Here is a 13,587-nt window from a genome sequence, read left to right as displayed (position 1 = left end):
CCCCCGCCCTCCCCCGAAAGGGGAGGGAGCAGACCCCGATTCAATTCGGCCAGCACCGTCTCCGGCGTGAACGGCGGCGCACGAAACCGCACCCCTGTCGCATCGAAGATCGCATTCGCGATCGCCGCCGTCCCCGGCACCGACGACGACTCCCCCGCGCCCAGCGAAGGCTCACCTGGCCGCGGCATGTGCATCACCTCGATCACCGGCACGTCGCGGAAATTGATGATCGGGTAGCTGCCCCACTCGCGGCTCGCGACCACGCCCGAGGGCAACACGCCCGGCAGCTGCGCGCCGCCCCGGGCTTCGCCCGGCTGCTGCGGCGCGAACTGCACCTGCTCCTTCAGCGCGCGACTCGTGGTCTGGATCACGTTGCCGTGCACCTGATGCTCGACGCCCGCCGGGTTGATCATCAGGCCCGCGTCGTGCCCCACGACCACGCGGCGCACATGCACCTCGCCGGTCTTGCGGTTGACCTCCACGTCGGCCACCCACGCGGCCCATGCGGCGCCGAAGCCCGGCCACTTGCTGTGGATGTAGCGCGCATACGCAAAGCCCTGGCCGAAGAGGATGTCGCCGCCCTCGCCCAGTCCGCCGTCGGCGTTCTCCTGCGGCCCGGTGCGCATGCGCCAGCCGGCCTTCTGCGCAGTGGCCTGCACCAGCTCGACCGCACGCGGATCGTCCAGATGCCGCAGGCGGAACTGCACGGGGTCGACACCGGCGGCCGTCGCCAGCTCGTCGATGTACGACTCGTGCGCGAACGAACTCGGCAGCGCCGACACGCCGCGCAGCCACGAGGCGCGCACGATCGGCGCCATGTCGTTGACCTTCACGCGCAGGTTGTCGTAGCTGTACGGCGGGCGCGCGGTACGGTCGCCCATCTCGTAGGCCTGCGCCACGGGATCGACCGTGCGCGTGAGCAGCAGCGCCAGCGTGGGCGCCCCGTTCGACGGGTACGAAGTCTCGAAGTCGTAGGCGGCAACGCGGCCGTCGGCCATGAGACCGCCGTCGATCTCCATGAGCTGCGCGGCGCCCTTGGGCTCCCAGGCGTGCTCCTGTTCGCGCGAGAGCTGCACGCGCACCGGTGCGCCCACCGCGCGTGCGAGCAACGCGGCATCGGCCGCCACGTCGTCAGCGCCATTGCGGCCATAGCAACCCGCGGCCTCCATGCGCACCACGTCGACCTGCACATCCTCCACGCCCATGAGCTTCGCGAGGTCGGCGCGCAGCACATGCGGGTTCTGCGAACCGGCCCAGCAACGCAGCTGCATGCCGCTGCCGTCGGCCGGCTGCCAGTCGGCCAGCGCGCACGACGGTCCGATGGACGCATGCATCTGGTACGGCCACACGTAGGTGCGCGGCATCGGCTGTGCGACATCCGCGAGGCCGCCATCGACATCGCCTTCGTCGACCAGCAGCCGCTGCGTCGAAGGGTTGTCGCGCAGGGCCTGCGCCACGTCGCTCAGGTCGGGCATGCCCGGCCAGGGCTTCCACGTGACGCGCAGTTCGCGCATCGCCTGCTCGGCGTGCTCCTCGCGCTCGGCGACGATGCCGACGAAGTCGCGCACAACCACCACGGCACGGATGCCGGGAATGTGCGCGATGGACGATTCGTCGACCGCTTCGAGCGTGTTGCCGATGAAGTCGCCATGGTCCGCGCCCGCATACGGCGGGCGCACCACGCGACCGTGCAACATGCCGGGCACGCGCATGTCGTGCACGAACACGAGGTCGCCCGCGAGCTTGGCCGGGATGTCGACACGCGCCTGGCGCGTGCCGACGAGGCGGTAGTCGGCCGGGTCCTTCGGCGTCGCCTGCGGATCGAACCGCAGCACGGTGCGCTGCCCGGCGACAAGGTCCGCGTAGTTGACGTGGCGCTCAGGCGCCTCGGCCACGCGGACCACGCCATGGCGCACCTGCAGTGCCTGGACCGGCGCACCGAGCCGTTCGGCCCCGCGCGCGAGCAGCCAGGCGCGCGCCTGCGCGGCGGCCAGGCGCAGCGGCTGCGAATGGATCTGGATCGACGCGCTCGCGATGGTCGCGCCCTGGTTCGGCGCGCGCGCGGTGTCGCCGAGCATCATGCGCACGCAGGGCATGCCGAGGTCGAGCTCTTCGGCCACGATCTGCGCCAATGCGGTCTGGATGCCGGTGCCGAGGTCGACGTGGCCGTTGAGCGCGGAGACGCTGCCGTCGTCCCACAGCGCGAGCAGCACCTCGTCGCCTTCGATGGGATTGCTGGCGATGAAGGCGGGCTGGCCCTTGACGGGCGGCGGTGGAGGCGGCGCGTCGCGCACGACGAGCAGCACGCCGTTGGCGGCGAGGAATTCGGCGCGCGTCGTCGGCAGGTCGGCGCGACGCGTCATGCAGCCCCGGCGTCCGGCGCCGTCGCGCGCAAGCGCACCGCCGCACGCTGCACCGCATCGAGGATCTCGATGTGCGTGCCGCAGCGGCACAGGTTGCCCGACAGCTCGCTGCGGATGCGCGCCTCGCTGGCGTGCGGATCGCGTGCCAGCAGCGCAGCGGCCTGCATGACCATGCCGTTGAGGCAGTAACCGCACTGCGCGGCCTGTGCGTCTTCGAACGCGGCCTGCACCGGATGCCAGCGCCCACGCATGCCCAGGCCTTCCAGCGTGGTGATGTCGCGCCCCGCGACGCCATGCGCGGGAATCACGCAGGACCGCGCGGCCACGCCGTCGACATGCACCGTGCACGCACCGCACTGCCCGAGCCCGCAGCCGTACTTCGGCCCGTTGAGCCCGAGGTCGTTGCGCAGCAGGTGCAGCAGCGTGGCTTCGCGCGGCACGCCGGCGAGCGCGTGGGCCCGGCCGTTGACCTGCAGATGCAGCGGCTGCTCAGCGCCGCAACTGGCCGTCACGGGTGTACATCTCCAGGTCCACGAAGGTCGAGCCGTTGTGGTTCTTCGCGCTGTAGTCGACGGGGAAATCGCCGAAGCGCGTGCTGCCGATGCTCTCGAGCCCGGCGATGAAGCTGTCGCGGGTGAGCGCCTTGCCCGCGCGGCGCAGGCCCTCGACCATCACGCGCGCGACGATGTAGCCCTCCAGCGCGGTGTAGCTGTCGATCTTCTGGCCGAACTCGGCGCGATCGCGCTGGTAGTCGGCCACGATGGGCACGCGCTGCGCGCTTGGCGGGGGCACGATGCTGGCCGTGACCAGGCCAGCGAGCTTGCCGTCGAGCCGCTTGGCGGAACCGGCGGCGTCGGTGATGCCCACCGAGAGCGTATACAGCGGTGCGCCCGCGCCGCTCGCGCGGTAGTCGCGGATGAAGACCTCGGTCATGCGACCGGCCATGATCATCACGACCGCGCCGGGGCGGCCCTCGGCCAGACCGCCGATCACCTGCTTCGCGTCTTCGGCCGCGATGGCCATGGGCAGCGTCTGCACCACCTTCACCTTGTATTCGGCCGCGAGCTGCTCGCAGGTGGCGAGGTTCGACTTGCCGAAGGCGCTGTCCTGGTAGACCACGGCGATCGACTGGATGCCCAGGGTCGAGAGGTGGCTGATGATCTTGCGCAGCTCCAGGTCGTAGCCCGCGCGCACGTGGAACAGGTAGCGGTTGGTCCTGGTGCGGAACGAGGTCGTGCCCACCAGCGGCGCGAACATCGGCACGCCGGCCTTCTCCGCCAGCGGCATCGCGGCCGCGAGGTTGCCCGTGGCGACGTAGCCGGTGAGCGCGAAGACCTTGTCCTCGTCGATCAGCTTCGCCGTGTTGGCGGCCGTCTTCGCGGGCTCGTAGGCGTCGTCGTAGGTGACGAGTTCGATCTTGCGGCCGCTCACGCCGCCCGACTTGTTGACGCGGTCGAAGTACAGCTGGATGCCCGCGCGGTAGTCGACGCCGAAGTCCTTCGCCGGGCCGCTGAATACGGCCGACTGACCGATGCGGATGGTGGTGTCGGTCACGCCGTTGTCCGCGCGTGCGGGGCGCAGCAGGCCCGGGCCGAGCGCCAGGGCCGCGCCGCCCGCCATCAGGGTGCGCCTTGAGATCGAAAGCTTCATGCGTGTCTGTCTCTTTGTTGTTGTCGTCGTTGTTGCCGCGCTGCCCGGCGGCTTTGTCGTCAGCCGACCTGGATGTCGCCAGACTGGATGCGCTTCACGCCCTTGGCCGTCATCTGCTTCCAGGCGGCGGCCAGCGAGCCGTTGAGGTCGATGCCGCGCGTGGCGTCTTCGATCACATAGGCCTCGAAGCCGGCCTTGCGCGCGTCCATCGCGGTCCAGGCCACGCAGAAGTCGGTGGCCAGGCCCGTGACGAACACGGTCTTGATGCCGCGCGCCTTGAGGTAGCCCGCCAGGCCGGTGGCCGTCTTGTGGTCGGCTTCCTCGAAGGCGGAGTAGCTGTCCATCTCCTTGTGAAAGCCCTTGCGGATGATGAGCTGCGCGGTCGGCACCTTCAGGTCCTTGCCGAGCGCGGCGTCTTCGGTGCCCTGCACGCAGTGGTCGGGCCACAGCACCTGCGTGCCGTAGTTGAGCTTGGTGGTCTCGAAAGGCTTCTTGCCCGAATAGGTGCTCGCGAAGGACGCATGGCCCGCCGTGTGCCAGTCCTGCGTGACGACGATGTTCTCGAACGCGGGCGCCAGCGCGTTGATGACCGGGATCACCTCGTTGCCACCCTTCACCGCCAGCGTGCCGCCGTCGAGAAAGCAGTTCTGCACGTCGACCACGATCAGCGCGGCCTTGCCGCCGGGCCTGATCTTGCCGGCCGCGAAAGCGGAAGAAAGGCCGAAACTCCCAAGACTGCCGACGAGCCCCAGGGCAGCGGCGGACTTCAAGACGGTTCTGCGATGCATGGTGTGGACTCCGGTGGTGGAAGGAAACGGTCAGACGCTGAGGTAGGCTCGCCGCACTTCTTCGTTGGCCGCCAACTCGGCCATCGTCGCGTGATAGCGGATCTGCCCCTTCTCGAGCACGTAGGCGCGGTCGGAAACCAGCTCCGCGAAATGCATGTTCTGCTCCGACAGCAGGATGCTCACGCCCTGCGCCTTGAGCTCCAGGATCATGTTCGCCATCTGCTCGACGATGACCGGGGCCACGCCCTCGGAGGGCTCGTCGAGCAGCACGAGGTAGGGGTTGCCCATCAGCGTGCGCGCCACGGTGAGCATCTGCTGCTCGCCGCCGCTCATGCGACCGCCCGGGCGGTTCGGCATTTCGCCCAGGTTGGGAAACAGCTGGAACAGGCGCTCGGGCGTCCACAGCGGCGCGGCCGTGCCGTCGGCCCACTGGCGCGCGGGCTGCTTGCCGACCTCGAGGTTCTCCATCACCGTGAGGTCGGTGAACACACGGCGGTCTTCGGGCACGAAGCCCAGGCCCAGGCGCGCCGCGTGGTGCGGCTCACTCTTGGAAATATCGTGACCGAGGAAACGCACCGCGCCGCGGCGCTTGGCGAGCATGCCGATCAGCGTCTTCAGCGTGGTCGACTTACCCGCGCCGTTACGGCCCATGAGCGCGACGACTTCGCCGCGCCGCACTTCGAGGTCGACGTCGTAGAGGATCTGCGCGGCGCCGTACCAGGCGCACAAGGCCTTGGCTTGCAAGAGGGGTTCGTGCGTGCTCATGCTGTCACTCCCAACGCTGCGGCTTTCTCCGCGATCTTTTTCTCGAAGGTCTTGCCACTGCCGAAGTACACCTCCTGCACCTTCGGGTGGTCGCGGATTTCGAGCGGCTTGCCCTGCGCGATGAGGCGCCCGCGCGCGAGCACGATCATGCGGTCGGCATACGCGAACACCACGTCCATGCTGTGCTCGGTGAAGAGCACGGCCATGCCGCGCTGGATGACGAGGTCCTTGGTCAGCGCCATGAGCGAGTTGCGCTCCTTGGGCGCCATGCCGGCGGTGGGCTCGTCCATCAGCAGCAGCTTGGGCGAATTGGCCATGGCGATGGCGAGCTCCACACGCTTCACGTCGCCATACGCAAGCACGCTGCAGGGCCGGTCGGCCTGCGCCTTCATGCCGACCTGGTCGAGCAGCGCCAGCGCCTCGTCGCGCTTGTGGTCGGCCGCGCGGCGCCACATCGAGAACAGCTTGTGGTCATGCGAGAGCAGCGCCATCTGCACGTTCTCGACCACGGTGAGCGAAGCGAAGGTTTCGGCGATCTGGAAGGTGCGGCCCACGCCCTTGCGCCAGATCTCGCGCGGCTTGCGGCCCACGAGCTCGTGGCCGTCGAGCGTGATCGAGCCCTGGTCGGCCTTGAGCTGGCCGTTCACCATGTTGAAGGTGGTGGACTTGCCCGCGCCGTTGGGCCCGATGAGCGCGAGCAGTTCGCCGGGCGGCAGCTCGAAGCTGATGCCGTCCACGGCCTTCACGCCGCCGAACGATTTCCCCAGGTTCGTGACTTTGAGGAGGCTCATGCCTTCACCTCCTTGAGCTTGGCATCGGCTTCATCCTTCGGTGCGCGCCACCGGTCGACGAGTTGCTTGATCGATCCGGCAATGCCCTGCGGGAACAGCAGCACCAGGATCAGGATGATGGCGCCGAGCATCGCGCGCCAGTAGTCGGTGTTGCGCGCGACGGTGTCATGCAGCCAGGTGAAGGTGACGGCGCCGACCACCGGCCCCGCCAGCGTCTGGATGCCGCCCAGCAGCACCATCACGAGGCCGTCGACCGACTTGCCGACCGACAGGCTCTCCGGCGAGATGCTGCCCTTCGAGAACGCATAGAGCGCCCCGGCCAGACCCGCCACGGTACCGGCGATGACGAAGGCCGCCCACTGCATGCGCTTGACGTCGATGCCGATGGCGTCGGCACGCAGCACCGAATCGCGCCCCGCGCGCAGCGCATAGCCGAAAGGCGAGAACAACACGCGGCGCAACCACCACACGCCCGCGCCGACGAGCACCAGCGTGAGCCAGTAGTAGACCTGCTTGTTCGACAGCCACTCGGACGGCCACACGCCGGTCAGGCCGTTGCTGCCGCCCGTGAAGCTGTCCCACTGGTAGGTGATGGCCCAGGTGATCTGCGCGAAGGCGAGCGTGAGCATCGCCAGGTACACGCCCGACAGTCGCACCGCGAACCAGCCGTAGACGAAGGCGCCGAGCGCGGCCACCAGCGGCGCGACGACCAGCGCCAGTTCCATCGGCAGGTGCAGCGCGCGCACCAGCAGCGCCGCGCCGTAGGCACCGAGGCCGAAGTACGCGGCGTGGCCGAAGGAGTGCATGCCGGCCGGGCCCATGATGAAGTGCAGGCTGGTCGCGAACAGCGCGGCGATCAGCAGGTCGATCATCAGCACCGTGGTGTAGGGCGAGCCGGCCGTCAGCAGCGGCAGCGCGGCGAGCACCAGCGCAAGCCCGGCGGCGGCCACGACATAGGCGGTGCTCGGACGGCGCAGCGGTTCTTCCTGCATGCCGACGTAGCGGCTCGGCGCCTGCGGCCGGCCGAACAGACCCCACGGGCGCCAAACCAGCACGGCGGCCATCACGAGGAAGTCGACCATCAGCGTGAGCTTGGAGAACGACACGTCGATGCCGAAGATCTGCACCACGCCCAGCCAGATGCACACGGCCTTGATCTCGGCGATGAGCAGCGCGGCCACGTAGGCGCCGGGCAGCGAGCCCATGCCGCCGACCACGACGACGACGAAGGCGGCGCCGATGGTGTTCAGGTCCATCTCGAGCGTGGCGGGTTCGCGCGGCAGCTGCAACGCGCCACCCAGGCCCGCGAGCAACGCGCCGAGCGCGAACACCGCGGTGAACAGCCAGGCCTGGTTGACGCCCAGTGCGCTGACCATCTCGCGGTCTTGCGTGGCGGCGCGCACCAGCGTGCCGAAGCGCGTGCGCGTGAGCAGCAGCCAGACCAGGCCGAGCACCACCGGGCCAACGACGATCAGGAACAGGTCATAGGAAGGAAACTGGCGACCAAGGATCTCGACCGAACCCTTCAGGCCCGGTGCGCGCGGTCCGAGCAATTCGTCAGGCCCCCAGAGCCACAGCACCGCGTCCTTGATGACCAGTACCAGCGCAAAGGTGGCGAGCAGCTGGAACAGCTCGGGCGCCTTGTAGATGCGGCGCAGCAGCAGCACCTCGATGAGCGCGCCCAGCACGCCCACCGCGATCGCCGCGATCAGCAGCGCAGGCCAGAAGCCCACGCTCGGGCCGAGCTTTTCGACCAGCGTGTACGCGACGTAGATGCCCACCATGAAGAACGACCCATGGGCGAAGTTGACGATGCGCGTCACGCCGAAGATCAACGAGAGACCGGCCGCCACCAGGAACAGCGAGGACGCGCCAGCCAACCCGTTGAGCAACTGAACAACGAAGCCTGAAAAGCTCATAAGGACCCTGAGGAAACTGGAGACACCGCGCCTCGCCGCCAACGATCAGTGGCGACAGGCGCGTTGCGGGAGCCGCGCAATCAATCGGCGGGGCGCATCTTCTTCACTTCTTCATCGGTGGGCTGGAACTTCGCGCCATCGAGGTAAACGTAGTCGACCATCACGCCCTTGCCGCCGTCGTTCTTGGTCTTGCCGACGTACGCGCCCATGGTGGACTGGTTGTCCTGCGCGCGGTAGCTGATCTTGCCGAAGGGGGTGTCCAGTTGCAGGCCCTTGAAGGCGGCGACCAGCTTCTCGGTGTCGGTGCTGCCGGCCTTCTTCACGCCGGCCGCGATCGAGTAGATGGCGCTGTAGCCCACCACCGAACCCAGGCGCGGGTAGTCCTTGAACTTGGCCTGGTAGGCGTCGTTGAAGGCCTTGTGCTCGGCCGTCTTCACGCCGTACCAGGGGTAGCCGGTGACGATCCAGCCGTTGGGCGCTTCGTCCTTCAGCGGGTCGAGGTACTCGGGCTCGCCGGTCAGCACGCTCACGACTTCACGGTCCTTGAAGAGACCCCGCGTGTTGCCTTCGCGCACGAACTTCGAAAGGTCGGCGCCGAACAGCACGTTGAAGATCGCATCGGGCTTGGCGTCGGCCAATGCCTGCGCCACGCTGCCCGCATCGACCTTGCCCAGCGGCGGAGCCTGCTCGGCGACGAACTCGACGTCGGGCTGGGCGGCCTTCAGCAGGGTCTTGAAGGTGGCGACCGACGACTGGCCGTACTCGTAGTTGGGGTACACGATGGCCCAGCGCTTCTTCTTGAGCTTGGCAGCCTCGGGCACCAGCATCGCGACCTGCATGTAGGTCGAGGGGCGCAGGCGGTAGGTGTACTTGTTGCCGTTGCTCCAGACGATCTTGTCGGTCAGCGGCTCGGCGGCGAGGTAGAAGAATTTTTTCTGCTTGGCGAAGTCGGTCAGCGCCAGGCCCGTGTTCGAGAGGAAGGCACCGGCCAGCACATCGACCTTCTCGCGCGAGATGAGTTCTTCGGCCACGCGCACGGCATCGCCGGGGTTGGCGTTGTCGTCGCGGCTGATGAGCTCGAGCTTCTTTCCGTTGACGCCGCCCTTGGCGTTGATCTCGTCGACCGCGAGTTCCATGCCCTTCTTGTAGGGCTCGAGGAAGGCGGGTTGCGCCTTGTAGCTGTTGATTTCACCGATCTTGATCACGCCCTGCGCATGCGCGGGGACCAGGGCCGAAGCCAGCGTGACGACGGAAGCGGCGCAGAAAACATGGCGCAAAGGATTCATCGGGAAGCTCCTTGGTTTCGAACAACAATAAAAACGCGATACGGTGACGATGCGAAGACAGCGCGCTCAGCGCAGACCGTCTTCGCCCTTGATCTCGCTGACCTGCAGGCCGCCGATGCGCGGCAGCGGGCGGCCGCTGTCGGTGACGGCCACGGCGACGACGATCTCGTTGGCGCGCGGCGCATCGGCCACGCGGGCCTCGATGGCATCGAAGTGGCTGCGCACGAAGGCCGCATCCTTGTGACCGAGCGGCACGTCGATGGGGGTGCCCAGCGTGCCCTGCTTCTTGGCCGAAGGCACGAGCGCCGCGCCCTTCTCGACCGCCACGCGCAACGGCGCGCCGAGCTTGGGGTGCAGGATCGCGGCGGCATGTTCCAGCTCGCCGCGCTCGCCGACGATGGCGGCCTTGCCGTAGCTCTGCGCCTGGCCGGGTTCGATGCCCAGCGCCTTCACGGCCTTCTGGCCCAGCAACGCGCCGAGCTCCTCGCCGATGGCGATCAGCTCGTCGAGGTTCTCGCTGTAGCGGCCGGCGTAGGGGTTCTCGATGACGGCGATGGCGACGGCGCGGCGCGTGGGCGGCGTGATGTCCTGGCCCATTTCCTTGCGGGTTTCATCGACCTGGATGACGAGCTTGCGGATGTTGGCGGTCATGTTCTGTGAGTCCTTGTCTTGTCTCTTGGTATCTGAGCGTGTGGAATCAGCGCAGGCCGTCCCACTTGCTGATGTCCTTGGCGAGCAGGCCGCCGACGCGCGCATGCACGCGATAGCCCGTACTCATCGCGAGGATGAAGACGATCTCGTCGGCTGCGGGTGCACCGGGCACGCGCACCTCGATGGCATCGAACTGGCCGCGCACGTAGCTGGCGTTGATGTTGGTGAGCGGCACGTCGAGCGTGGTGCCGGGCGCGCCGACCTTCTTGGTGGAGGGCACGATCGACAGCGCGTTGCCAGGCTGGCCGGTCTTCTCCTCGGCCTTGCCGGCCGTGTAGGCCGCGCGGCTGCCTTTCCAGCCGAGCAGTTCGCGCATCGCGTAGCCGCCGGGCACATGCCACAGCGCACCGTGCTCCAGCTCGCCGTCGGCACCGACGATGGCGCCCTTGCCGTAGGTGGCGAGTTGTTCGAGGGGCACGTCCATGGCGGCGTGCAGCCTGTGCGCCATGTCGACGCCCACGGGGTCGAGCAGCGCCATCATCGGCAGGATGTCGGGCTCGTAGCGGCCCGCGAAAGGATTGGTCAGCACCGCGCCGATGGCACCGCGCACCAGCGGCGTTTCGGCACGCGGTCCGAACTCGTGGTGGATGTGCTCGACATGGGTGAAGACGCGACGGATTTCGATCATGAAAAAGAACCTTGCTTTTCGTTAAGCAAATACTGAACCAACTGCTTCGGGCAGCGCGACGTCCAGCGACTTCGAGCATAAGGGTTCCACCAGCCGCCACTGCCCCTGGCAAACGATGAGAACGGCCCACACGAGCCCCCGTTTCCGCAGGACTTCGGCGCACGCCGCGCCCGCATCGAGTGCATGGTGCACCTGCGCGGGCGCAAGCGGTGGCACATCGACGGTGACGAGGGTGTCGCCGAGGTCGCTGTCGTCCTTGCATTCGCTGGCGGGCAGGCGCTGGATGGCGGCGTCGTCGACATCGACCGCGTTGGCGATCACGGTGGCGGCGGCATCGGCCTGCGCCGCGGTGGCGGCCAGCACCGTCACGCTGTCGGCGATGCCCAGCGAGAAGCTGCGGCCGCGCCAACCGCTGGTGGCGACGCCGCGCACGGGCTGGTCGTCGTGCAGCTCGAACTGGCCGTCGGTGGTGAGGATGCCGCCGGCGTCACGCCAGTCGAAACGCGCGAGGTCGGCGAACACGCCCACGCGCGCGGCGTGGCCGGGCGCGAGATGCAGCGCGATGTCGCCGCCGTTGTTGATCCACGCGCGCTCGATGCCGGGCCGGTCGTAGAAGGCGATGAGCTCCTGCGCCACGCTGCCGGCCACGGCCGCCATGGGCGTGATGAACAGCGGCGAGAAGGCATCGCACGCGTCCCACATGCGCCGCGCGACCACGCCGCGTGGTCGCTGGCGCGCGGTCACGGGCAGGCGCAGCTGCGGCAGTTCGCGCACCAGCTCGTCGAGCACATGGCCGAAGCGCGCCCAGGCCGCGTCGTGCGCGGCCGCGACGGCGTACGGGTCGCCGTGCGCCTCGGCCACGATGTCGATCGGGCCGTGGTTGAAGTGCCAGCGGCTCGCGTCGAGCGCCGTGCGTTGGGCAGACATGTTTCAGCCCAGCATCGGGGCATGGCCGAGCGGCCACGGATTCACATCGTCGACGACAAGCCATTGGCGCGCCAACGGTGCGCCGTCTTCCTGCCACGCACCGCGCGCGAGCGCCTGCTCCAGCGGGAAGACATGCTCCATGTGCCCGCCGAGCATCTCGTAGTCGGCCAGCCGCATGCTGAATTCGATGGGCGCGACGATGGCGGGCGTGGGCACGGTGCCGAAGCTGTTGTCGGGCATGCGCATCACGTCAGCCATCACGGTAATGCCGCCGCCGGGCCACACATAGGCCGGCGCGCCGCCGCAGGTGACATTGACCAGCGCGCGCTTGATGGCGCGCGTGAGCAGCACCGGGTTCTCGGTGACGCCCGCGCGCAGGCTGCCGCCCGCGCCGCCAAGGAACAGCACCGTGCACAGCGAAGGCTCGCAGTTCTCGCCGATGCGATCGACGATGCGCTTCACCTCGACGGGCATCTCCTGTTCGACCGGCTTCAGCGCCTCGTCGAGCACGTACCACTGCGCGTGCTCGCCGGTGGTCGAGGTCATGAGCAGGCGCAGGCCGGGGCGGGCGACGCCCTCTTCCCAGCCTTCGATGATCGCGAGCGGATCGGCGATGTCGGTGCCGCCCCAGCCGTTGCCCGGGTTCGCCACCTGGAAGTAGCGCCCCGGCGTGGACTTGCGGCCCAGCATCTGGATGCCCGAGGGCGCCATGTCGAGGCAGCGGCCGGCTTGGTGCTCGGTGAGCACGCCGGTGATGTGGTCGTCGACCACCACCACCTCGTCGGCCACGCCGGCGAACTGGCGCGCGAAGATGCCCACCGCCGCCGAGCCGCAGCCCACGCGCATGCGCTGTTCTTCCACGCCGTTGACGATGGGCGCCTTGCCGGCCTGGATGACGAGGCTGGCGCCGCCGTCGATGGTGCATTCGACGGCCTGCTTGTTGCCCAGCAGCTGCATCAGCTCGGCCGTCATGCGGCCTTCCTTCTTGCTGCCGCCGGTGAGGTGGTGCACGCCGCCCAGCGACAGCATCTGCGAGCCGTACTCGGCCGTGGTGACATGGCCCACGACCTCGCCCCTGTAGCGCACGTTGGCCTGCTCGGCGCCCAGGAAGCGGTCGGTGTCGATCTTCACCTTGAAGCTGCAGTAGCTGAAGATGCCCTCGGTGACGACAGTGACCATGTCGACGCCCTGGGCTTTCGAGGCCACGATGAAAGGCGCGGGCTTGTAGTCGGGGTACGTGGTGGACGAGCCCACGCCGGTGACGAAGACCTCGTCGGCGTGCAGCAGGTCGCCGTTCCAGTCGGGCGCTGCATCGGCTTCGGTCGCTTCGGCGCCGGGGCGGTCGAAGGGCACGAGCGCCGGCTGTTCGCTGGCCAGCGTGCGGCGCAGCAGCACCACGGGGTCGACGCGCACCAGTACGCCCTGGCGGTTGGCGTAGCGGTCGCACGCGCCGGTGCGGCCGTCGGAGATCTGGCACAGCACCGGGCAGGCGTTGCACTCGACCTTGGCGCTGCTCATCTTCTCGTTGCGCAGCGGCGCCTTGCCGAAGCCGGCGGCGCCCGCTTCGGCGACCAGCGGCAGGTCGATGCCGGGCAGGCCATCTGTCTTGGTGTGTTCTGTCATCGGGGCGTTTCTCGTTGTGTGCGGTGCGTTGTTTCGTGCCGGCGCAAAGGCGGGAGGCCCTGCGGGGTTTGCAACAAACGTGCCGTACAGGTGCTTGTGCGCCGGCTTTCGTTTGTGTAGCATCCCCTACACTTTC

12 protein-coding genes are annotated in these 13,587 nt (G+C 68.4%); all 12 read right to left on the bottom strand.

Annotation, left to right across the window (positions count from 1 at the left end; genetic code table 11):
• Positions 1-2,363, bottom strand: a 2,363-nt coding sequence (locus D3H34_RS26675; protein ID WP_147400490.1) for a xanthine dehydrogenase family protein molybdopterin-binding subunit, incomplete at its 3' end; no start/stop codon positions are given.
• Complete coding sequence (locus tag D3H34_RS26670; protein ID WP_119557398.1) at positions 2,360-2,875, bottom strand: (2Fe-2S)-binding protein; 516 nt, start codon at positions 2,873-2,875, stop codon at positions 2,360-2,362. The genes D3H34_RS26670 and D3H34_RS26675, both read right to left, overlap by 4 nt.
• Positions 2,853-4,013 carry an ABC transporter substrate-binding protein gene (locus tag D3H34_RS26665; protein ID WP_205736816.1) on the bottom strand — a complete coding sequence of 387 codons (1,161 nt, stop codon included), beginning with the start codon at positions 4,011-4,013 and terminating at the stop codon, positions 2,853-2,855. The genes D3H34_RS26670 and D3H34_RS26665 overlap by 23 nt, the downstream gene beginning before the upstream one ends.
• 59 nt (positions 4,014-4,072) lie before the next feature.
• Complete coding sequence (pncA, locus tag D3H34_RS26660; RefSeq protein WP_119557396.1) at positions 4,073-4,801, bottom strand: bifunctional nicotinamidase/pyrazinamidase; 729 nt, start codon at positions 4,799-4,801, stop codon at positions 4,073-4,075.
• Positions 4,802-4,831: 30 nt separating this feature from the next.
• Positions 4,832-5,566 (bottom strand): ABC transporter ATP-binding protein, encoded by a 735-nt coding sequence (locus tag D3H34_RS26655; RefSeq protein WP_119557394.1) that lies wholly within the window; start codon positions 5,564-5,566, stop codon positions 4,832-4,834.
• Complete coding sequence (locus tag D3H34_RS26650; RefSeq protein ID WP_119557392.1) at positions 5,563-6,357, bottom strand: ABC transporter ATP-binding protein; 795 nt, start codon at positions 6,355-6,357, stop codon at positions 5,563-5,565. The genes D3H34_RS26655 and D3H34_RS26650 overlap by 4 nt, the downstream gene beginning before the upstream one ends.
• On the bottom strand, positions 6,354-8,276 hold the full coding sequence (locus D3H34_RS26645; protein ID WP_119557390.1) for an ABC transporter permease: 1,923 nt from the start codon (positions 8,274-8,276) through the stop codon (positions 6,354-6,356). Before D3H34_RS26645 ends, D3H34_RS26650 begins: the two co-directional genes overlap by 4 nt.
• Before the next feature lie 80 nt (positions 8,277-8,356).
• The gene (locus D3H34_RS26640) at positions 8,357-9,562 is read right to left on the bottom strand and encodes an ABC transporter substrate-binding protein (protein ID WP_119557388.1); all 1,206 of its coding nucleotides are present in this window, start codon (positions 9,560-9,562) and stop codon (positions 8,357-8,359) included.
• 66 nt (positions 9,563-9,628) lie between these two features.
• Positions 9,629-10,213 carry an amino acid synthesis family protein gene (locus tag D3H34_RS26635; RefSeq protein ID WP_119557386.1) on the bottom strand — a complete coding sequence of 195 codons (585 nt, stop codon included), beginning with the start codon at positions 10,211-10,213 and terminating at the stop codon, positions 9,629-9,631.
• Between the two features lie 46 nt (positions 10,214-10,259).
• The gene (locus D3H34_RS26630; protein ID WP_119557384.1) at positions 10,260-10,901 is read right to left on the bottom strand and encodes an amino acid synthesis family protein; all 642 of its coding nucleotides are present in this window, start codon (positions 10,899-10,901) and stop codon (positions 10,260-10,262) included.
• Positions 10,902-10,922: 21 nt separating this feature from the next.
• Positions 10,923-11,828, bottom strand: coding sequence for a UPF0280 family protein (locus D3H34_RS26625; RefSeq protein ID WP_119557381.1), 906 nt, complete (start codon positions 11,826-11,828; stop codon positions 10,923-10,925).
• 3 nt (positions 11,829-11,831) lie between these two features.
• Positions 11,832-13,451: a 6-hydroxynicotinate reductase gene (locus D3H34_RS26620; protein ID WP_119557379.1), complete on the bottom strand. Its 1,620-nt coding sequence runs from the start codon at positions 13,449-13,451 to the stop codon at positions 11,832-11,834.
• Positions 13,452-13,587 lie beyond the last annotated feature (136 nt).

Source organism: Acidovorax cavernicola (assembly GCF_003581445.1).
This window is presented reverse-complemented; position numbering and strand designations above follow the sequence as displayed.